The sequence below is a fragment of the Streptomyces sp. E-08 genome (genome assembly GCF_049913095.1).
In the GTDB taxonomy this organism is placed as follows: domain Bacteria; phylum Actinomycetota; class Actinomycetes; order Streptomycetales; family Streptomycetaceae; genus Streptomyces.
In genome coordinates this window covers 3905707-3926555 of sequence record NZ_CP183971.1, presented here as the reverse complement: position 1 = coordinate 3926555, position 20849 = coordinate 3905707, and the positions used below count along the sequence as shown (strand labels likewise).

The 20849-nt window shown below is 75.3% G+C and carries 18 protein-coding genes; 12 read left to right on the top strand and 6 right to left on the bottom strand.

The window, feature by feature from the left end:
• Positions 1–3 precede the first annotated feature (3 nt).
• From ACN9MM_RS17895 to ACN9MM_RS17870, 6 genes are all read left to right on the top strand, one after another.
• Positions 4–549: a cupin domain-containing protein gene (locus ACN9MM_RS17895; RefSeq protein ID WP_426364557.1), complete on the top strand. Its 546-nt coding sequence runs from the start codon at positions 4–6 to the stop codon at positions 547–549.
• Positions 546–2162, top strand: coding sequence for a class I tRNA ligase family protein (locus tag ACN9MM_RS17890; RefSeq protein ID WP_426364556.1), 1617 nt, complete (start codon positions 546–548; stop codon positions 2160–2162). The genes ACN9MM_RS17895 and ACN9MM_RS17890 overlap by 4 nt, the downstream gene beginning before the upstream one ends.
• On the top strand, positions 2155–4281 hold the full coding sequence (locus tag ACN9MM_RS17885; RefSeq protein WP_426364555.1) for an FAD-dependent oxidoreductase: 2127 nt from the start codon (positions 2155–2157) through the stop codon (positions 4279–4281). The genes ACN9MM_RS17890 and ACN9MM_RS17885 overlap by 8 nt, the downstream gene beginning before the upstream one ends.
• Positions 4282–4360: 79 nt before the next feature.
• A complete protein-coding gene (locus tag ACN9MM_RS17880) occupies positions 4361–5605 on the top strand; it encodes an APC family permease (protein WP_426364554.1) in 1245 nt (414 codons plus the stop codon).
• A gap of 28 nt (positions 5606–5633) precedes the next feature.
• Positions 5634–6959, top strand: coding sequence for a lysine N(6)-hydroxylase/L-ornithine N(5)-oxygenase family protein (locus tag ACN9MM_RS17875; protein ID WP_426364553.1), 1326 nt, complete (start codon positions 5634–5636; stop codon positions 6957–6959).
• Positions 6960–7002: 43 nt separating this feature from the next.
• Positions 7003–7710 (top strand): pyridoxamine 5'-phosphate oxidase family protein, encoded by a 708-nt coding sequence (locus ACN9MM_RS17870; RefSeq protein WP_426364552.1) that lies wholly within the window; start codon positions 7003–7005, stop codon positions 7708–7710.
• Between the two features lie 98 nt (positions 7711–7808).
• Here ACN9MM_RS17870 and ACN9MM_RS17865 read toward each other — a convergent pair whose 3' ends face one another.
• On the bottom strand, positions 7809–8192 hold the full coding sequence (locus ACN9MM_RS17865; RefSeq protein ID WP_426364551.1) for a DUF6479 family protein: 384 nt from the start codon (positions 8190–8192) through the stop codon (positions 7809–7811).
• A gap of 150 nt (positions 8193–8342) precedes the next feature.
• Between ACN9MM_RS17865 and ACN9MM_RS17860 the strand changes: the two genes are divergently transcribed.
• Both ACN9MM_RS17860 and ACN9MM_RS17855 read left to right on the top strand, forming a co-directional pair.
• Positions 8343–8852, top strand: a complete 510-nt coding sequence (locus tag ACN9MM_RS17860) for a SigE family RNA polymerase sigma factor (RefSeq protein WP_329854736.1) — start codon at positions 8343–8345, stop codon at positions 8850–8852.
• Positions 8853–8936: 84 nt separating this feature from the next.
• On the top strand, positions 8937–10241 hold the full coding sequence (locus ACN9MM_RS17855) for a hypothetical protein (protein WP_426364550.1): 1305 nt from the start codon (positions 8937–8939) through the stop codon (positions 10239–10241).
• Between the two features lie 84 nt (positions 10242–10325).
• On the opposite strand, the gene ACN9MM_RS17850 is transcribed toward ACN9MM_RS17855, so the two are convergent.
• Both ACN9MM_RS17850 and ACN9MM_RS17845 read right to left on the bottom strand, forming a co-directional pair.
• On the bottom strand, positions 10326–12017 hold the full coding sequence (locus tag ACN9MM_RS17850) for a bifunctional 3'-5' exonuclease/DNA polymerase (protein WP_426364549.1): 1692 nt from the start codon (positions 12015–12017) through the stop codon (positions 10326–10328).
• 147 nt (positions 12018–12164) lie between these two features.
• Entirely contained in the window at positions 12165–13409 is a 1245-nt protein-coding gene (locus ACN9MM_RS17845; protein WP_426364548.1) for a LuxR C-terminal-related transcriptional regulator, read from the bottom strand.
• Between the two features lie 142 nt (positions 13410–13551).
• On the opposite strand from ACN9MM_RS17845, the gene ACN9MM_RS17840 reads away from it, so the two are divergent.
• Positions 13552–14478, top strand: a complete 927-nt coding sequence (locus ACN9MM_RS17840) for an NADP-dependent oxidoreductase (protein ID WP_426364547.1) — start codon at positions 13552–13554, stop codon at positions 14476–14478.
• Positions 14479–14504: 26 nt separating this feature from the next.
• On the top strand, positions 14505–15062 hold the full coding sequence (locus tag ACN9MM_RS17835; RefSeq protein ID WP_426364546.1) for a GNAT family N-acetyltransferase: 558 nt from the start codon (positions 14505–14507) through the stop codon (positions 15060–15062).
• A gap of 333 nt (positions 15063–15395) precedes the next feature.
• On the opposite strand, the gene ACN9MM_RS17830 is transcribed toward ACN9MM_RS17835, so the two are convergent.
• From ACN9MM_RS17830 to ACN9MM_RS17820, 3 genes are all read right to left on the bottom strand, one after another.
• Positions 15396–17486: an FtsX-like permease family protein gene (locus ACN9MM_RS17830; RefSeq protein ID WP_426364545.1), complete on the bottom strand. Its 2091-nt coding sequence runs from the start codon at positions 17484–17486 to the stop codon at positions 15396–15398.
• Positions 17480–18319 carry an ABC transporter ATP-binding protein gene (locus ACN9MM_RS17825; RefSeq protein ID WP_426364544.1) on the bottom strand — a complete coding sequence of 280 codons (840 nt, stop codon included), beginning with the start codon at positions 18317–18319 and terminating at the stop codon, positions 17480–17482. The genes ACN9MM_RS17830 and ACN9MM_RS17825 overlap by 7 nt, the downstream gene beginning before the upstream one ends.
• Before the next feature lie 87 nt (positions 18320–18406).
• Positions 18407–19228, bottom strand: coding sequence for an NAD(P)H-binding protein (locus tag ACN9MM_RS17820; protein ID WP_426364543.1), 822 nt, complete (start codon positions 19226–19228; stop codon positions 18407–18409).
• A 73-nt stretch (positions 19229–19301) separates the two neighbouring features.
• On the opposite strand from ACN9MM_RS17820, the gene ACN9MM_RS17815 reads away from it, so the two are divergent.
• Together ACN9MM_RS17815 and ACN9MM_RS17810 are read left to right on the top strand one after the other, a co-directional pair.
• Positions 19302–19694, top strand: coding sequence for a winged helix-turn-helix transcriptional regulator (locus ACN9MM_RS17815; protein WP_426364542.1), 393 nt, complete (start codon positions 19302–19304; stop codon positions 19692–19694).
• Entirely contained in the window at positions 19670–20806 is a 1137-nt protein-coding gene (locus tag ACN9MM_RS17810; protein WP_426364541.1) for a DUF2786 domain-containing protein, read from the top strand. Before ACN9MM_RS17815 ends, ACN9MM_RS17810 begins: the two co-directional genes overlap by 25 nt.
• The last annotated feature ends 43 nt before the right edge of the window (positions 20807–20849 follow it).

Sequence of the window (20849 nt, the reverse complement as noted above, 5' to 3'; positions counted from 1 at the left end):
CGTATGCCCTTCACCTCGCCGATCCTGCCGCCCGGGGAACCGGCCCTCGCCCCGACCCCGTACCGCGACCTGGCCCCGGGCCCCGGCTCTCATGCCGACCGGGGGACGAGCCCCAGCCCCCACCCCCCTGCCGATCCCGACCCGAGCCCCCACCCCGGAGCCGCCCCCATGTCCGACCGCCGCTTCCGCATCGACCGCAGTGCCGCCACCGAGGAGTTCGGGCTCGCCTGCCAGCGGCTCGTCCCGTGGCCCGGCGGGGACGCCGAGCCGCCCGTCGGGGCGATGGCCTGCTTCCTGACCCCCGGCGGGGACTCCGACCCCGACTGCCACAACCAGGACGAGGTCATGATCATCCTCTCCGGCGCCGGAAGCGTGACCCTCGACGGGGTGCTGGAGCCGCCGTTCCGCGCGGGCGACGTCGTCGTGCTGCCCAGGAACCAGGAGCACGTCGTCCACAACACCGGCGACACCGAACTGAGCTGGGTCTCCCTCTACTGGCCGCTGCGCGAGCCCGCCATCCGTACCGAGAACGAGGAGGTCGCCGCGTGAGCGACAACGTCAGCGACACGACGGTCACCCACTGGATCACCGCCACCCCGCCCACCCCCAACGGCGACCTCCACATCGGCCACCTCGCCGGGCCCTACCTCGCCGGTGACGTCCTGCGCCGCTTCCTCGCCGCCGAAGGCACCGGTCCGGTCCGCTACACGACCGGCCTCGACGACCACCAGAGCTACGTCCCCGTCCGCGGTCTCCACGACGGCGGCCGCAAGGGCGACGAGGTCGCCGACGGCTACGGCGCCTCCATCGAGTCCGTGTGGCGGCAGGCCGGTGCCGACTTCGACGCGATCGTCCGCCCGCGCCGCGACGCCGGCTACCACTCCGCCGTCCAGGACTTCTTCAGCCGCCTGTACGACGCCGGGCACATCGTCGCCCGTACGCGACCGCTGCCCTACTGCACCGGCTGCGAGCGCTGGCTGTACGAGGCCTACCTCAAGGGCGACTGCCCGCACTGCGGCTCCGGCTCCAACGGCAACGCCTGCGAGCCCTGCGGCCGCCCCAACGACTGCGCCGACCTGACCGACCCCGTCTGCACCGGCTGCGGCGCCACCCCCGAACTCCGCGACTGCGAGCGGCTCTACTTCCCCCTCGCACCCTGGGAGGAGCAGCTCGGCGCCTTCTGGGACCAGGTCGACATGCCGCCGCACCTGCGTTCCCTCTGCGAGCGGATGCGGGCCGAAGGCCTCCCCGAGATCGCCGTCAGCCACCCCTCCGAGTGGGGCGTTCCGGTGCCCGTCGCGGGCTTCACCGACCAGCGGATCTACGTCTGGTTCGAGATGGCCCCGGGCTACCTCCTGGAGTGGGCCGGCGCCGGAGGGACCGGACCGGCGCCCGCGCCCGTCCAGTTCTTCGGCTTCGACAACGGCTACTTCCACGCCCTGCTGTTCCCGGCCGCCTTCCGGGCGTACGACCCCGAGATCGCACTGCCCCGGGCCTTCGTCGTCAACGAGTTCTACCGGCTCGAAGGGCTCAAGTTCTCCACCAGCCGGCGCCACGCCATCTGGGCGCACGAGGAACTCGCCCGGACGAGCGCGGACGTCCTGCGCTACCACGTCCTGTCCGACCGCCCCAACGGCCGCCAGACCAGCTTCGGTCCGGCCGCCCTCGCCGTCAGCCGGGAGCGGCTCGCCGAGCGCTGGGACGGCTGGCTCGGCCGGCTGCTCACCGCCGTCGCCGAGTCCGGTGGCGCCGCCCCCGCCGAGGCGCCGCAGGGCCCTGCCTGGGAGCGGCTGCGCGGCCGGCTCACGGAGACCGTCGGACAGCTCCGCGAGGCCTACGGCATCGAGGGGTACGACGCACGGCGCGCGATCGCGCTGCTCGACGAAGTGGTGTGCCTCGCCGAGGACTTCGGGTACGTGAACGGCTTCGAGGGCGAGCGCCCGGACGGCGCCTGCGCCTACCGCTCCGCGCTCTCCGCCCAGCTCGCCGTCGCCGCCGCCCTGTCCGCCTGGGCCGCGCCCGCCCTGCCGTACGGCTCCGCCCGCCTCGCCGCCCTCCTCGGCCTCGCGCCGGAACCGCGCCGGGTCGACGCGACGGCCCTCGCCCCGCTCGCCCCCGGGACACCGGTGGCGGCCCCGCCCGGGGCGGTCTTCGGTGCCTGAGACGGCGGTCCTGCCGCGCGGTGCCGTCGTCGGGCCCTTCTCCGGGCCCCGGGCCGCCTGGGGCGAGCACCTGGAGCGGGCGGCCGAGCGGTACGGGACGGCCGTGAACTGGGAACTGTACGACGACCGGGGCGAGGTCGAGACGGCCCGGCAGATCGCCGGGGCGGTCGTCGCCGAGGGCCGGCACGCGCTCGTCGTCGGGCACTTCAACAGCGCCGGAGCCGCGGCCGCCCTCCCCGTCTACCGGGCGGCCGGGCTCCCCGTCCTGCTCCCGCTGGCCACCACGCCCGGCCTCCTCGCCGACGGCGCGGGCACGCTCCTGCGGTGGTGCCCGGACGACCGGGCCCAGGCGGTCGACCTCCTCGGTGCCGTACGGGACGCGGGACACACCCGGGTCGCCGTCACGCACGACGGCAGCGCGTACGGGGAGCGGCTCGCGCTGCTCGTACGGGACGCCCCGACGGCCCCGCGGCCCGCCCTCCCGTCGGGCGCCGTGGTCTCCGACGGGAGCGGGCCCGCGACGGGCGCCGTGCCCGTACCGGCCGTCCTGACCGGGGAGGCCGCGGGCGTGGCCGTGCTCGACGGGCCCGGCGACGTCGCCGCGCTCTCCGCGCTCACGGCGCTCGTCGTCTGCGGGACCCACGTCGGGGCCGCGCGGGTCGGCCGGGAGTGGCGGGCGGCGGGGTTCCGGGGCGCGTTCTGGTTCACCGACGACTGCGCGGTGGACGAGTTCGCGGACCTGCTCGGCGACCCGGCGGCCGGCGGCGCGTCCGTGGCCCGGATGCGCGGCGGGCCCGAGGCCCACGTGGACGCGGCCTTCGCGGCGGCCACCGCCGCGCTCTCCGAGGACCCGGAGCGCACCGGCCGCACCCTCCTCGCCGCCGTACGGGCGCACGCCGACCGGGGGTTCACGGCGCTCGGCGAACCCGAGCCGGGGAGCGTGGGCTGGGACTTCGTGCCGGTGCCGACGGTGACCGGGGCCGCCGCGCCGCCCCCCATCCGTACCGCCGGGCGTCACGGGCGCGCCTACGACGTCATCGTCGTCGGCGCCGGAGTCGTCGGATCCGCCACCGCCTCCGCCCTCGCCCGCCACGGCGCACGGGTCGCCCTCGTCGCCCCCATGGACGGGCGCCAGGACCACGCCACCGCCTGGTCCGGCGGGCTCGTCCGGTCCTTCGAGGCCGACCCGTACCTGCGGGGGCTCGCCCTCCGCAGCCACCACCTCGCCTGGGGGCCCGCCGCGCTCGCACCGGGACCGTACGGCTTCATGACCACCGGATCGCTCGTCCTCTGCGGCGACGCCGACCTGGAACAGGCCGAGAAGGGCGTCGCCGAGCTCAACGGCGCCGGAGTGCCCGCCGAGTTGCTGGACCCCGGAGTGCTCGGGTCCCGCTTCCCCGGACTCTCCGTCGACGGCGTCACCGCCGCCGTCTGGGAACCCGAGGCCGGATACGCCGACCCGCCCCGCACCGCGAGGGTCTACCGCGACCGCGCCCTCGCCCACGGGGCCCGTCTGCTGCCCGCCCGGGTCCGGGAGCTCGACGCCCCGCCCGGGGCCGACCGGGTCCGCGTCCTCCTCGAACCGGGCGGGCCCGTCGAGGCCCGCGCCGTCGTCCTCGCCGCGGGCGGCGGCACCGGGGAGATCGGCGGACACCGGCTGAGCGGCGCGGGCGCCGGACGCACCAAGAGCATCCGGTACGGCTTCTTCCACCACCCCGCAACGGCCGGACTGCCGACCGTCGTCGACATGGTGAGCGGCGTCTGGGGCCGGCCCCAGCTCAGCGGGGAGGCCGCAGGCGGCTACATGGCCGGGCGGCCCGTCGACGAGTGGGACGTGGTCCCGGGCGGCGAGCCCACGCTGACGGACGCGCACGTGGCGTACATCCGCGAGGGGGCGGCCGCGCGGTGGCCCTGGCTCGCCGACCCCGCGACCCGCTTCCTCGGCGGGCGCCAGGGCGTCGACCTCTACACGCCCCATTCCCGCCCGCACCTCGGCCGCGAACGGTCCGACAGCCGGATCGTCCTCGCGACGGGGTGGTCGGGTGCGGGCTTCAAGACGGCGCCGGCGGCGGCGGAACTCGCGGCGACGGAGGCGCTGGACGTCCTGGCGGGCCCTTGAGCCGGCGCCCCTCGCGGAACGCCTGCCCACCACGGCGGTGGGCGCCGCCCCACGACTCTCACCACCGGAGGTGACACCCATGACCGATCTTCTGCAGCGGCCCGACGCCGCACCACGACGCGTCGGCCTCGGCGTGCGCGCGCTCGTCGTGTTCTACGTGAGCAGCCTCGTCGGGACCGGCATCCTTCTGGTGCCGGGTCTGACCGAGCGGCAGGCCGGCCCCGCCGCGATCCTCGCGTGGCTGGCGCTCGCCCTCAGCTCGTACCCCTTCGCCCGTTTCTTCGCGGAGATGTCGGCCTGGCGCCCCGACGCGTCCGGTCTCGCCGCGATGGTGGAGGCCGGGTTCGGGCGCCGCCCGGGCCGCGCGGCGGCGCTGCTGCTCGTCGCCACGTACGTCATCGGGAACCCGGTGATGGGCATCGTCTCCGCCCGCTGTCTCCTGGGCCTGCTGGGACAGCCCGACGGCCCGGTGTACCCGATCGCGATCGGGTTCATGGCGCTGTCCGCCGCGTTCACGCTGCTGGGACTGACGGCCGGCGCCCGTGTGCAGGCCGCGGCCCTGGTCGTGCTGCTGCTGGGCCTCGGCGGTGCCGTGGTGCTCGCGGTGCCGCGGTTCGACGCGGGCGCGTACACCCCGTTCCTCACCCACGGCTGGGGCGGTGTCGGCATCGCCGTCGTCACCGCCTTCTTCTCCTTCCTCGGCTGGGAGAACGTCTCCACGCTCGCCGAGCAGGTCGACGACCCGGCCCGCAGCTACCGCCGTGCGATCCGCTGGGCGGTGCCCATCGTCGGGCTGCTCTACGCGGCGGTGACGGCCGCCTACCTGGCGGTCCCCGGCGACGAGCCCGTCGTCATCACCGCCCTCCTCGGCGCCTCGCTCGGCGACGGCGGCGCGATCGCCGGCGATCTCCTGGCCCTCGGGCTCGCGGTGGTCGCCACCAACGCCTGGGTGCTCGGCGCCACCCGCGTCGTCCGGGCCGCCGCCCGGGAGCGGATCCTGCCGCGCGTCCTGGCCGACCGCCCGCTGTCCGCGACCGTGGCCCTGGCCCTTGCCTACGCGGCCGTCCTCGGCACCCTGACCCTCACCGGCACCGGTGAGGAGCTGGTCCTGGTCGTCACCAGCAGCGCGTTCCTGCTGCTGTACGTGGCCGCCGCCGCGGCCGCCCTGCGGGCGCGCGGCACCGGTCGCGCCCTGCGCGCGACGGCCGTCGTGACGCTGCTGATCGCGGCCGTCTTCCTCTCCTTCGCCGGTACGGGGCTGCTGCTCGCCCTGGTCCTCGCCGCCGGCTGCGCGGCCGTCGCCGCCCGCACCCGCACCTCCTGAACCCCTCCGCACCGAAAGGCACTTCGCCATGACCGAGACCACTCCCGTCTACGACATCGTCGGTGTCGGCTTCGGGCCCGCCAACCTCGCCCTCGCGATCGCCATCGAGGAGTACAACGAGCAGGCCGCGCCCGACGAGCGGCTCACGGCCGTCTTCCTGGAGAAGCAGCCGAACTTCGGCTGGCACCGGGGCATGCTCCTGCCGGACGCCACCATGCAGGTCTCGTTCCTGAAGGACCTGGCCACGCTGCGCAATCCGCGCAGCCGCTTCGGCTTCGTCCCGTACCTCCACGACCGGGGCCGGCTGGTCGACTTCATCAACCACAAGATGCTGTTCCCGACCCGCGAGGAGTTCCACGACTACCTCCAGTGGGCCGCCAACGGCGTGGACCACATGGTCCGTTACGGGCTCGAAGTCACCGCCATCCGGCCGGCGGGGACGGCGGAGCCCTCCGGTCCCGTCGTCGAGGTCGACGTCGCCGCCGCCGGCGAGGGCGAGGCCGTCACCTACCGGGCGCGGAACCTGGTCATCGGTACGGGTCTCGTGCCCCGGCTCCCCGACGGCGTCACGTCCTCCGAACGCCTCTGGCACAGCAGCGAGTTCCTGCACCGGCTCGCCGCGCTCCCCACCGGGAACCCGCGCCGCTTCGTCGTCGCCGGGGCCGGCCAGAGCGCCGCCGAGATCGCCGACCACCTGCACCGGGAGTTCGAGGGAGCCGAGGTCGTCGCCGTCCACACCCGCTACGGCTACAGCCCGGCCGACGACAGCCCGTACGCGAACCGGATCTTCGACCCGGAGGCCGTCGACCTCTACCACGGGGCCGAGCCGGCCGTCCGACGCACGCTCATGGACTACCACCGCAACACCAACTACGGCGTCGTCGACATGGACCTCATCGAGGAGCTCTACCGCCGCTCGTACCAGGAGAAGGTCCGCGGCGAGCAGCGGCTGCGGATCCTCGGCGTCACCCGGCTCACCGGGGTCGAGGAGGGGCCCGACGGCGTGCGCGTCCAGGTGCGGAACCTCGCCACCGGGGAGACGGAGACGATGGACGCGGACGCCGTCGTCTACGCCACCGGCTACTCCGAGCCCGACCCGGGCCGGCTGCTCGGCGAGCTCGACGCCGCCTGCGAGCGCGACGAGGACGGCCGGCTGCGGGTGCGCCGCGACTACCGGGTGGAGACCGCGCCCGAGGTGGAGGCGGGGATCTACCTGATGGGCGGCACCGAGCACTCGCACGGCATCACGGCCAACCTGCTGTCGATGGCCGCCGTCCGGGCCGGCGAGATCTGCGACTCCCTGGTGGCGAGCCGCCGTTCCGACAGGCGGGCGCCGGTGGCGGTGACGGGCTGATCCCCCGTACAACACGTACACCCGCACGCGACGAGAGGTCATCATGAGCTGCACCACCACCACCGAGCTCGGCGACGAGCTGGCCGTCACCGAGCGGACCCGGCTGCGCCGGATGCGTCACAAGGGCAGCCACCGGCGGGCGGACCTGGACGCCGTGCTCGCCGCCGGCTTCCTCTGCCACCTCGGCGTCACCGTCGACGGCACGACGATGGTGGTGCCCACCGCGTACGGGGTGGACGGCGACCGGCTCTACCTGCACGGTTCGGTCGCCAGCCGCAGTCTGGTCCAGGCCCCCGACACGACCGTGTGCGTCACGGTCACGCACGTCGACGGCCTCGTCCTCGCCCGGTCCGTCTTCGAGCACGGGGTCAACTACCGCTGCGCGATGGTCTACGGCGTCCCCGAGATCGTCACCGACCCGGAGGAGAAGCTCCGCGGCCTGCGGGCCCTGACCGAGCAGAGCTCTCCGGGGCAGTGGGAGTACGTGCGGCAGCCGAGCCGCAAGGAGCTGGCCGCGACCGCGCTGCTCGCGCTCGACCTGACCGAGGCCTCGGTGAAGACCGCCGACGGCCCGCCGGACGACGGCGAGTCCGAGGACGCGGCGCTCGGCCTGTGGGCGGGGGTGCTGCCGGTGGTGACCACGTTCGGCGAACCGGTCACGGATCCGGTCCTCCCCGCGGACTACGCCCCGCCCGCCCACATCGCCTCGCGCGCGGGCCGGGGGGTGCACGAACCCCTTCCGGGCCGGTGACCGTGAGGTGACCCGCCGGACTGAGCCCAGCCGTCACCGGCTGGGCTCTGCTGTGTCCGCGCGTCAGGCGGGCGGAGGAGGGCCGAGGGCGGAGAGGGTCAGTCGCCGTGCCCGGTGCCTCCGCTGCCGAAGCCGCCGCTGGAGATGCCGCCCCACTTGCGCTTCTCCTCGGTCGGCGGATCGGGTGAGGTCTCCGTACCGGATTCCTTGAGCTGGTAGGGCATGAGCCGGTGCTCGCCGTCGGTCTGCGGCATCTCGGCCGGCCTGCGGTACTCGGACGTCTCGCCGGGCAGTGCCCCGGTGTCGGGCCGGTGCGGCTGCTCCTCCGGCTTCGGGGTCCGGGACTCGCGGTCGCTGAGCCGGAAGCCGAGTATGACGGCGCCGATGAGTACGAAGACGACGACGAGTCCGCCGACGACCTGGGCCAGACCTGACTGCCAAACCCCAGCGGCCAGGTTCTGTGCTGCGCTGAGAGTGTTCATACCTTCAGGATTACCCGATTCCGCTTATTCGGATACGTCGGGCGGGAATCCTCTCCGATTCCGTGAATCCGTCTGAAACATTTCCGCGCCCCCGTCGCGTCAATGAGGTGTACGGCGACCACGCCATGTGACCGCGAGGGAAGGAGGGGCATGAGAAAGTCCCGCGCGGACGAGTTCCTGGAGTTCGCCTCCGCACGAACGGGGCACCTGTTCCGCTCGGCGTGCCTGCTGACCAGCGGCGACACCCATCTCGCCGAGGACCTCACGCAGGAGACCCTCGGCCGGATGTACGCCCACTGGGGCCGGATGGCCCGGATCGGGAACCCCGCCGCGTACGCCCAGACCGTGCTCGTCCGCACGTTCCTCAGCCACCGGAGGCGCCGCTCGGCCACCGAGCGACCGCTCGGCGAACTGCCCGACCGGGCCCCCGAGCACGGCGAGGACCCGGCCCTGAGGATCGCGCTGCTCGACGCGCTGGCCGGCCTCGCGCCGAAGGACCGGGCGGTCGTGGTGCTGCGGTACTGGGAGGACCGCAGCATCGAGGAGACCGCCGACGCCCTGCACGTCAGCTCCGCCGCCGTCCGCACCCGGTCGGTGCGGGCGCTCGCGAAGCTGCGGGAACGACTGGGCGGCAGCGTCGCCGAGTTCGCCACCCGCTGACCACACGCACGTCCCCTTTCCCTGACCTCCCTGACTTCCCTGACTTCCCTGACTTCCCTACGGACCGGAGACGGTGATCTCGGCATGTCCCAGAACGAAGGACCCCAGTACGACGGAGCGCCGCACGAGCGCTTCGAGGAGGACCTCGGCGCGATCCTGCGCACCGCCGGCGACGGCTTCTCCGCCGACGGCCGGCGCGAGCTGGTCGCGGGCGGGCTCCAGCGCGGCCGGCGCCGCCTGGTGCGCCGCCGCCTCGCCGTGACCGGCGGCGTCCTCGCGCTCGCCGCCGTCGGCATCGGCGGCGTGTACGGCGGCTCGGTGCTCGGCCCCGGCGGGGAGTCGACGAGCGCGTCCGTGGCGGCGCCCCCGCGGCCCGGGCAGGCGAACGGCACCGGGAACGCGAAGGAGCAGCGGCCCGACGGGGGCGTCCCCGTCAAGGACATCGCCGCGGTCCTCAAGGCCCACACCCCGGCCGGCCAGTGGCAGTTCGACGGCCTGGACGGCGAGGGCCGGTCGGCCACCGGCGTCTACGACGACGGGAAGGGCAAGGCGGGCGTCAGCGTCGGCCTCTTCCGGGCGGGCTCCACCGGGGAGGCCGGCAAGGACCAGGTCACCTGCCCCGACAAGGCGCTCGTCCGCTACGACAGGTGCGCCGGCGAGCGGCTGCCCGGCGGTGACCGGCTCATGGTCATCCAGGGGTACGTGTACTCCGACGGGCGAGAGGAGACCAAGAACTGGCGGGCGGTCCTGCTCACCAAGGACGGCTTCCTCGTCGACGCGAGCGAGTACAACGCCCCCGCCGAGAAGGGCGCCGCGATCACCCGCGACAACCCGCCCTTCAGCGCCTCCCAGCTGAAGACCCTGGTCACCGCCGAGGCGTGGCGGCCACTGCTCAAGCGGCTCGGCGCGGAACCGGGCGGCAAGCCCATCCCCGGCACGGTCGAGTCGGCCCCCGCGCCCAGCGCCGCCGCCGTCCAGGCCACCCTGCGCTCCCTCCTGCCGAAGGGCGCCACCGTGGTGTCCCACGGCGGCGGGGACGGCCACGGCTACGTCGTCGTGGACGACGGCAAGGGCAAGAGCATGGTCGGGGTCGACGTCCAGCCCACCGGGGGGAAGGCCGTCGCCGAGCTGTTCACCCGCGACGGCGTCGTCACCCTGCCCGACGGCACCAAGGTCCGCTCCACTCAGCAGCCCGGCGAGAAGGGCGGTGAAGGCGTCGTCTGGTGGAGCGTCGACACGCTGACCCCGCAGGGCTTCCGGGTCGCCGTCTCCGCCTTCAACACGGGCGCCCAGTACGAGGCCGCCACGCGTGCCGAGCCCGCGCTGACGATGGAGCAGCTGAAGGCGCTGGCACTGAGCCCGAAGTGGCAGAAGCTGCCGCTGAAGTAAGCGGCGACGAGAGGCCACCGAAGACCGCCGGTGGTACGGGGAGCTCCGTACCACCGGCTCCTTCGCGTCAGGACCACCGGCCGGCTACTTCGCGTCCGCGTACCGCTCGACCGTCGCCGTCGTGAACGGGAACCGGACCGGCGTCTCCCCGAACGCGATCCGCCCGGCCTCGTCTCCGGCCGCCCGGATCGCCTCCGTCACCGCCTCGGACTCCGCCGCCGGACAGTGCACGATCACCTCGTCGTGCTGGAAGAACACCAGCTCCGCCCGCATCCCCGAGAGGGAGCGGCGCAGCGCCGCCAGCATCAGCAGCGCCCAGTCGGCGGCGCTGCCCTGCACGACGAAGTTGCGGGTGAAGCGGCCGCGGGCCCGCGCGTTCCCCGAGGCGTACCCGGGGACGAACTCGCCGCTCTCCGGCTCCGGCGCGTCGGCCTCCTGCGGCAGGCCCGCCTCGTCGTCCTCGCCCGAGCCGACCGCCCGCGGACTGGTCCGGCCCAGCCAGGTCCGTACGAGCCGGCCCTCCTCGCCCGCCTTCGCCGCCTCGTCGACATAGGCCACCGCGAGCGGGAACCGGCGGCGCAGCGCCGCCAGGTTCTTCAGGCCGTCGCCGCTGGTCTGCCCGTAGATCGCGCCGAGCAGGGCGAGCTTGGCGTGGTCGCGGTCGCCGGAGAAGGCACGGTCGGACAGGCGGGTGTAGAGGTCGTCGGGATGTCCCGCGACCTCCATCAGGCCCGGGTCGCGGGAGATCGCGGCGAGGACGCGCGGCTCCATCTGGTCGGCGTCGGCCACCACGAGGCGCCAGCCCTCGTCGGCGACCACCGCCCGCCGGATCACCTTCGGGATCTGCAGGGCGCCGCCGCCGTTGGTCGTCCAGCGCCCGCTGACCGTGCCCCCGGGCAGGTACTCCGGGCGGAAGCGGCCGTCCCGCACCCAGTCGGCCAGCCAGGACCAGCCGTGCGCCGTCCAGATCCGGTACAGCTTCTTGTAGGCGATGAGCGGCTCCACGGCCGGGTGGTCGATCTCCGCGAGCTCCCAGCGGCGCGTGGACCGGACCCGGATCCCGGCCTGCGTGAAGGCCTTCACCACGTCGGCGGGCAGGTCCGGGCGGACCCGGCGGCCGAACGCCGCCGACACCTCGTCGGCGAGCTCCGCCAGGCGGCGGGGCTCGCCGCCGCCCGCGTACCGCTCGCCGAGCAGCTCGTTCAGCAGGTCCCGGTGGACGTCCGCCCGCCACGGCAGCCCGGCCCGGTGCATCTCGGCGGCCACCAGCATCCCCGCCGACTCGGCGGCCGTGAGCAGCCGCATCCTGCCCGGGTGCTCCGCCCGGTCGTGGCGGCGCAGCTGCTCCGCGTAGACCGCGAGGAGCCCGTCGAACGGCACGGAGACGGTGGGACGCGGCTCGAAGAGCGAGTCCTGTGAGCCGGGCTCGGCGGCCCGCTGCGGCGGGTCGGGCGGCACGGGCGCGTTCCGCAGGCGCGCCAGGGCGGCCGCCGCCGAACGCGGCTCGCCGAGCCGGCCCTCGTGCCCGAGGAGGAGCTGCTCGGCGTCCTCGACGTCGTAGCACCGCTCGACGCGCACGCCGGCGGAGAGGAGCCGCGGATAGACCTCGGCCGTCGACCGCCACACCCAGCGGGCCACCTCGGGCCGTGCCCGCACGGCCGCCACGAGGTCCGGCTCGCGCCGCACCGGGCCGGCGGGCAGCCCGTCCGGACCGAGGGGCACGAGCAGTGCTCCGTCCCCTTCGGCCTCGACGCCCAGCGCCCACCTCTCGCTCACGGGTGCGAGTCTGGCACCCACCACTGACAGCGCCGCACGACGCGCCCGCACCCACCTGGTGGTGGGCAGGCGTTCCGCCCTGCGGGGCGCATGCCCACACGGCGGCGGGCGGGGGCCCGCAGCGGGGGCGCGGCCCGCAGCGGCGGGCTACGCCGCCGCGTGGAAGAGGGCCGCCGCCTCGCCCCGCGAATCGACGCCCAGCTTGTTCAGGATGTTCGCCACGTGGAACTTCACCGTCGACTCGCTGATGTGCAGCTGTTCCGCGATCCGCCGGTTCCGGTGCCCGAGCGCCAGGTGCCGCAGCACCTCCACCTCCCGTTCGCCGAGCCCGGTCAGCGGATGGGCGGCCTCGACCGGGGCCTCCGGGGTCGCCAGCGGGATGACGGCCGTGATCGTCGTGCCCCAGCCCGGGACCGGGTCCATGTCGAGCCGGCCGCCGAGGACGTCGAGCCGGTCCCGGATCGTGCCGGCGCCGAGGTCGCAGGGGGCGAGGGCGCCCGCGCCGTCGTCGCGTACGGAGGCGCGCAGTTCGTGTTCGGTCAGCTGCCATCCGACGTGGACCCGGTGTACGGACTCCTGCTCCAGGACGATGAGGAGCAGCGACCGGACGATGGCCCGCGCGCTGTGGGCGACGTCGGCCGCGAGGGAGCGCGTCGAGTCGGGCGCGCCCAGGTCGAGCCGGACCTTGCTGTGCCTCAGCATCGGCCGCAGTTCGCCGGCCAGCCGCTCGAACGCGTCCTCCGCGGGTTCCTCCGCGAGCGCCCGGTCCCGCCGCTGCTCGGCCCGCCATTCGATCAGCGCGGACGCGGCCAGGTCGGTCGCGGTCGTCCGGGCTGTCGTGTCGTCGAGGGCCCGGCTGCGCAGCACCCCGAGGACCCCGGACAGCGCCGCCGCGTGCGAGGCGGTGAGTTCGGCGATCACGCGGGCGCGTGTGTCGGCCGCGGCCCGCGAACGGGCCAGCGCGCCCGGCACCGCTTCCGTCGCGAAGCGTTCGAAGTGGCCGGTGACCAGGTCCCACAGCGCCTGCGCCGCGGTGAGCGCGGCCGCGTCGGCCGGGGCGGCGCCGTCCTCCCGTACGAGCACGAGGACCGCTCCGCGCCGGGTCGCGTGACTGGTGACGGCGACGACCTCGCGCTCCCGGCCGCCGATCGTCGCGCGCCCCTGCCAGGGCGCGCCGGGGACGCCCGCCGCGAGCAGCGGGGTCAGTTCGGCGGCGGTCATCAGCTCCGTACCGCCGAGCGTCTTGAAGGGGGAGTGGGCGCAGTGCGTGGACAGTTCGGCCGCGTCCACGTGCGGGACCAGCGGTTCGAGGGCGGCCGAGACCTTGGGGAGGATCTCCCCGAGCGGCTGCCGGATGATCTCGTACGCGGTGGTCAGGGTGAGCGCGTCCATGCGGCTCAGCCTAGTCAGGGGCGGCCAGGTGGCGGCCCGTCTTTCGGCCAGGTGGGACTGGCCGTTGGGAGGGCGGGGGAAGGGGCGGCGGGGGCGCAGGCTTGGGGCATCGAAGATCGAACGGGCAGCAGCGGAGGCTGAGATGGAAGCGATCGTGTACGAGGAGTTCGGCGGCCCCGAGGTGCTGCGCCACGAGTCCGGCGTCGAGAAGCCGGAGCCCGGCCCCGGCGAGGTCCGGGTCAAGGTGGCGGCGGTCGGGGTCAACCCGGTGGACTGGAAGCGGCGTTACGGCTGGGTCGAGGAGTTCTACCCGACGACCTTCCCCGCCGTCCCCGGCCTGGAGTTCGCCGGCACCGTCGACGCGCTCGGCGAGGGCGTCACCGACCTGGCCGTCGGCGATGAGGTCCTCGGCTGGACGAAGACCGGCGCCTACGCCGAGTACGCCATCGCCGGGACCGTCGCCCCCAAGCCCGCCGGGCTCTCCTGGGAGGCGGCCGCCGCCCTCCCCGTGGCCGGCGAGACCGCGCAGCGCGTCCTGGACCTGCTCCGGGTGAAGCAGGGCGAGACGCTGTTCCTGCACGGCGCGGCGGGCGTCGTCGGCTCGGTGGCCGTGCAACTCGCGGTCGCGGCCGGGATCACGGTGATCGGCAGCGCCTCGGAGTCCAACCACGCGTATCTGCGGGAGCTCGGCGCGATCCCCGTCGTCTACGGGGACGGGCTGGCCGACCGGGTCCGGGCCGCCGCCCCGCAGGGCGTCGACGCGGTCTTCGACGCGGCCGGGCACGGCGTGCTGCCGGTCGCCGTCGAACTGCTCGGTGGCGGCGACGCGGCGAAGGAGCGGATCGTGACGATCGCGGCGACGGACGCGGCGGAGCACGGCATCGTGTTCTCGGGCGTCACGGGCGAGCCGGACGCGGTGCGGCGCGGGCTCACCGCCCAGGCCCGCCAGGCCGCGGAGGGCGCGCTCACGGTGCGCCTGGCCGAGACCCTGCCGCTGAAGGAGGCGGCCCGGGCGCAGGAGTCCAGCGAGTCGGGTCATGTACGGGGCAAGATCGTCCTGATCCCGTAGTGCCATGACGTAGGAAGGCGATGCCGATGTACGCGATGTCCCTGGGCGACGACGGCGCGGAGCTGCGCCCGCTCGAACCGTGGCAGGCCGAGGAGTTCCTCGCGCACATGGACCGGGGCCGGGAGTTCATCGGCGCCCGCAACGGGCTCCCCGACGTCGTGACCGACCTGGAGTCGAGCCGCGCCTTCCTGCGGGCGTACGCGGAGAGGGCGGCGGCCGACTCCGGACGCATCCACGGCATCTGGTCCGACGGCACGCTCGTCGGCGCGGTGATCCTCCGCAGGTTCGACGCCGCCGACGGCACGGCCGAGGCGGGCTGCTGGCTGGAACCGGCGGGCGTCGGCAAGGGCCTGGTGACCCGGGCGGCACGGGCGCTGATCGACTGGGCGGTCGAGGTGCGGGGGATCCACCGGGTGGAGTGGGTGGTCTCCTCGGACAACGGGCCCAGCATCGCGGTGGCCCGGCGGCTGGGGATGACACGGGACGGGGTCCTGCGGGGGAGCTACCTGTACCGGGGCGCACGCCACGACGAGGAGATCTGGTCGATCCTGGCCCCGGACTGGCGCGCCGCCGACAGGCCCTGACCCTCCCGAACCTCCGGCGCCCGGGCCCTCGGCCCGCGGGCCGCGGGTCCACGCGGGCGGGGCGCAGGCGTCCGGCGGGCGGGGCGGGGCGGGGAGCGGTGCCGGTCCCACGGGGGTGGGCCGACGCCTCTCCGGGTCCCGCAAGGGCAGGGCCGGGCCACTCCGCGCTTCCCGCACGGGATCAGGGCCCGCACAGGATCAGGGCCCGCACAGGGCTGGCCACGCCGCCTCGCGGCCCGCGCCGGCGGGCCCGTACGGTCCCATGGCCCGCAGGGGCGGGGCGGTGACCCGGCTCCGACCCCGGTCACCGCCCCGTTGTCCCACCATCGCCGGTCACCGCGTGAGCCGCCACGCGGGGACCGCCGACGCGGCGACCGCGACCGCCCCGCACACCCCGGCCGCGGCGCCGACCGTTCCCCACGGCAGGGCCAGGGTCACCGGCGCCGACAGGGCCGCCAGGCCCGCGCCCAGCGTGCCCAGGACCACCGCCGTCACCGCCAGTCCCAGTGCCGTCCCGATCGCGACGGCCAGCGTCGCCTCGCCCGTCACGACCCGCAGGATCTGGGTCCGGGTGGCCCCGGCGAGCCGCAGCGAGGCCAGTTCCCCGCCCCGCACCGAGGTCGCCATCAGCAGGGTGTTGGCGAGGCCGATCACCGTGTAGACGAGGGCGATGCCCAGGACCAGGACCATGCCCAGGCGGGCCTCCCGGTTGAAGCCGACCGCGCGCGCGGGAGCCGTCCCCCCGCTCGCCTCCAGGGCCCGTACCGTCGCCGCCCCGCCCCCGCGCGCGTCGATCCGGTCGAGGGTGGCGCCCGGTGCGTTCGCGCGGGTGACGTACGGCCCGTTGTCGCCGGTCCCGAGCGCGAGGACGGCCGCGACCCTGAGCCGTACCGGACCGCTCCCGTCCGCCCGCCACACCTCGACGGTCTCGCCCACACGCCGTTCGAACTCCTCGTTCACGACGATCGACCGGTCGTCCAGGTCCCGCAGGTCCCCCGCCGTCACCGGCAGCCGGGCGAGCTCCGCGAAGGCGGCCGGGTCGGCGACCGCCCGCCCGCCGTACTTCACGACGGCCTCGTCGCCGTCCCGTACGAAGACGGAGGTCGCCCCGGTCGGGGAGAGGACGGCTCCGGCCGGTGCGGCGGCCGGAGGCCTCAAGTCCGCGCCGCTCACCACGTACTGAGCCGTCGTCTGTTCCCGCGCCTCCGCCTCCTTCGCGCGCGTGACGCTCGTCGCCGAGCCGAACAGCGTCCCGGCGAGCGCCACGGTCACGAGGACGGGCGCGGCGACGGCGGCGGTGCGGCGGACGGCGGCCGCGCTGTTCTCCCGTACGAGCGTCCCCACCGCCCCGCGCGCCCGCAGCAGCCGGGCCGCCGGCCGGACGAGGAGCGGCGAGAGCAGTGCGGCGCCGGTGATCAGGAGCATCGGGAGGGTCGTGTACGTCTTCCGCTTGAGCAGCGCGGAGGGGTCCGTGGCGCAGGTCCAGGCGAGGAGCCCGAGGCCGGCCAGGACCAGGCCCGCACCGACGACGGCCCGCCCGAGGGGGAGGACGTCGGCGTCGACGTCCGCCTCGCGCAGCGCGGCCGTCGGGCCGACCTTCCCGGCCCGCCGGGACGCGGCGACGGCCCCGGCGAGGGCGACCGTCACCCCCGTCCAGAAGGCGGCGTGGAAGGGCCAGGAGGGGCCGCCGATCGTGAACCACGCGGGCGCGAGGCCGCCGTCGACGAGGGTCCGGGCGAGGAGGGGCGCGCCGAGGGCGCCGAGCGCGCACCCGGCGGCGGAGGCGAGCACGCCGAGCACCGCGGCCTCGGTGAACAGGAGCCGCCGGATCTGGCCGGGGGTGGCGCCGGCGGTGCGGAGGAGTCCGAACTCGCGCCGGCGCAGCGCGACGGCGAAGGCGAAGGTGGAGGCGACGACGAAGACGGAGACGAAGGCGGTGACGCCGCCGGAGGTGCCGAGGAGGGCGTTGAGGGTGACGAGGGCGCGGGTGTCCCGCTCGGGGTCGGGGTCGGCCCGGACGCGCTCGTCGCCGGTGAGGACCTGGGCGCGGTCGCCGACGAGCGCCCGTACCTCGGCGGCGGGGGCGTCGACGCCGAGGGCGTCGGGGCCGCCGGCGGCGGTGACCGTCCAGCGGGCGCGGAGCTCGCGGACCAGTTCTTTGTCCACAGGCTGTGGACGGTCGAGCCGCTGCTCCACGGGCACGGTCTCGGGCCCGCGCCGCACGTCCAGTGTCAGCCGGTCCCGGCCCTGGACGACGACGGGCGAGGAGGCGAACCGCTGGGGTGAACGCTCGGGCGCGTGAAAAGTGGCGGAGAGGCCGAGCCCCATGGTGGCGAGCAGCCCGACGCCGAGCGCGAGGGCGACGAACCCGCCGAGGAAGGAAGCCCAGCGGTCACGGAGCCCGGAGAGCACGACGGTCAGCACGCCGCACCCCCCACGGGGACGTCCGCCGTCTCCACGGAGGTCATCCGCGCCGTGACCGTCTCCGGGGAGGTCGCCCGCGCCGTGACCGTCTCCGGGGAGGTCGCCCGCGCCGTGACCGTCTCCAGGGAGGTCATCCGCGCCGTGACCGTCTCCACCGTCGGGCCCGTCAGTTCGCCCGCGACCCTTCCGTCGACCAGGAAGACCACGCGGTCCGCGCGGGACGCCGCCACCGGGTCGTGGGTGACCATGACGATCGTCTGGCCGTCGCGGTCGACGAGCTCCCGCAGCATGCCGAGGACCTCGCGGCTCGTCGTCGAGTCGAGCGCGCCGGTCGGCTCGTCGCCGAAGAGGACGGCCGGCCGGGTGATCAACGCCCGGGCGATGGCGACCCGTTGCTGCTGGCCGCCGGACAGCTCCCCGGGCCGGTGCCGTTCCCGGCCGGCGAGCCCCACGCGCGCGAGTGCCTCCCGTACCTCCGTACGGGACGGGCGGCGGCCGGCGAGCCGGAGCGGCAGGGCCACGTTCTGCGCGGCGGTCAGGGAGGGCAGCAGGTTGAAGGACTGGAAGACGAAGCCGATCCGGTCCCGCCGCAGCAGCGTGAGGCGCCGCTCGCTCAGCCCCTCCAGGGCGGTCCCGCCGACCTCCACGGTCCCGGCGGTGGGCCGGTCGAGACCGGCGGCGCACTGGAGGAGCGTGGACTTGCCGGAGCCGGACGGCCCCATGACGGCGGTGAAGGTCCCGGTGCGGAAGTCGAGGTCGACGCCGTCGAGGGCGCGGACGTCGCGGTGGTGGCGGGTGAGGCGGCGGAGTCGTACCGCGGCGTTCGGGGTCATGTTCCAAGCGAACCGTCTCGTCCGGCCCCGATCACGACCACCACCGGGCGTCCCGGTGGTGGGCCTGGCCCTACCCCCGGGCTCGGCTCAGCCCTCCCGTACCGCCTTCACGAACACGTCCAGCGCGTCGCGGGGTTCGCGTCCGCCGAGCAGCGCCCGCAGGTCGTTGCGCTCGACGCCCGTACCGTCGAGGAAGCCGTGGGCGATCGCCGAGTACGTGCTCGCCAGCATCGGCACCTGGAACGGCACGGCGCCGGACGCGGCGATCGCGGCACGGGCCTCCGCGAGCGTGCCGGGGGCGTACGCGGCACCGAGGGCCGCCGCCAGGTCGGCGCCGCCGAGGGCGCGCTCGCCGACGAGCTCGTACACCCGGTTCCGGTGGGCGGCCGGGTCCGTGGCCACGGCGACGGCGACGTCGGCGAGGTCCTCGCGGGCGACGGCGGCGAGCCGGCCCGTGCCGAGGGGGCCGGTGACGCGGTGCTCGGCGTCGGGGGCGGCGATCCAGGTGAGGAACTCGGCGTAGAGGCCGTTGCGGAGGATCGTCCAGTCGAGCGTCGTGGACCGCCGGAGCCGCCGCTCGGTCCAGCGGTGCGCGAGCGCGTACGCGAGGTGGTCGCCGTCGCCGGACAGGCTCGTGTAGACGACGTGCCGGACGCCGGCGGCCTCGGCGGCGGAGATCGCCGCCTCGTGGCGGGCGACGACCACGTCGTCCTCCCCGTACCCGGCGGATACGAGGAGCAGGGTGTCCGCCCCGGCGAAGGCCCCGGGGAGGGTCTCCGGAGCGTCGAAGTCGAGGCGGCGGGTGCCGGGAAGCCCGGCGCGGGTGCCGAGGACGACGTCGTCGCGGCCGGCGAGCCGTGCGGCGACGAGAGAGCCGAGGGCGCCGGAGACGCCGGTGACGAGCAGCATGGATTCCCCCTGGGGTGGTGACGGCTGAGACCATCGTGACCGGACGGTCAGGAGTGCGGAAGGAGGCACATTGATGTCAGAGGGGCACACGGAGGTAACCACCGAGCCCTTGGTCAGCTGTGCCGAGGACTGCGGCGTGCGGGACGTCCAGGACCGGCTCGGTGACAAGTGGACGGTGCACGTCGTCGTCGAACTCGCCGCCGGGCCGAGGAGGTTCAGGGAGCTCCAGAGGCTCGTCACCGGGATCTCGCAGCGGATGCTGACCCTGACGCTGCGCCGCCTCGAACGGGACGGGCTCGTGTCGAGGACGGTGTACCCGACGACCCCGCCGCAGGTGGAGTACGCGCTGACGGAGACCGGGCACAGCATGACCCGGCTGATCAGGCAGCTGGTCGACTGGTCGCTCGACCACCGCGCGGTGATCGCCCGGTCGCGCGAGGAATGGGACGCGAGGGGTACGGCGTGAGCACCATCATCGAGAAGGCCTTCGAGGCGCTGTACGCGAGCGACGACGGCTCCCTCGACACTGCGGCCTCCCTGCTGGCCGCCTCCCCGGGCGCGGACGCGGAACTGGTCCGGCGCGGCGAGGAGTTCGTGCGGACGCTGTGGACGCGCGGCTGGCAGCCGGCGGACCTGGTGCGCACGGCCCGGCGCGAGCTGTCGGACGAGCCCGTACGGCTCCTGGCCGGGCTGATCAGGACGGAGACGGCCGGGTACGGGCGGCTCCCGCACCGCTGGCAGGCACAGATCGACGACCTGGACGCGGACGCCGCCCGCCCGGCGGACCGCTTCTCGCGGGCGACGGCCGTCCTGGAGCTGTACCGGCTGCTCGTCCGCCTGCCGCGCCTCGACGCGGTCGGCCCCGTCCCCGGGGAGGCCCTGCCGCCGGCGGCCGCGGGCGAGCCCCGGATGCTGACCCGGATCAGGGCGCTGCTCGCGAAGGCGGAGGCGACGGGCTACCCGGAGGAGGCGGAGGCGCTGACCGCCAAGGCGCAGGAGCTGATGGCCCGGCACAGCCTGGACGAGGCCACGCTCGCGGCGGGCGCGCCCAGCCCGGAGACGCCGGGCGCGATCCGGATCGGCGTCGAGCCGCCGTACGAGCAGGCGAAGGCGATCCTGCTCGACGCGGTGGCGACGGCGAACCACTGCCGGGCGGTGTGGAACGAGGCGTACGGCTTCTCGACGGTCGTCGGCTTCGAGGCGGACCTGGACCCGGTGGAGCTGCTGTACACCTCGCTGCTCGTCCAGGGGACGGCGGCGATGACGCGGGCGGAGGCGGAGCAGCGGGCGGGCGGCCGGAAGCGCACGAAGTCCTTCCGGCAGTCCTTCCTCCTCGCGTACGCGAACCGGCTGGGCGCCCGGCTCTCGGCGACGTCCCGCCGGGTGGCGGCCGAGGCGCCCACGCTGCTGCCCGCCCTGGCCTCCCGGGAGGTGGCGGTGGGCGCGCGGACGGACGAACTCTTCCCGGAGACCCGGACGACACGGGTGCGGGCGGCGTGGGACGAGGCGGGCTGGACGAACGGCGCGACAGCAGCCGACCGGGCCGGCCTCCACCCCCACCGCCCCCACCTGCCGTAGGGACCGGGGGCGGGCGTCCACGACGGGGGTCCCGAGGGGCGCG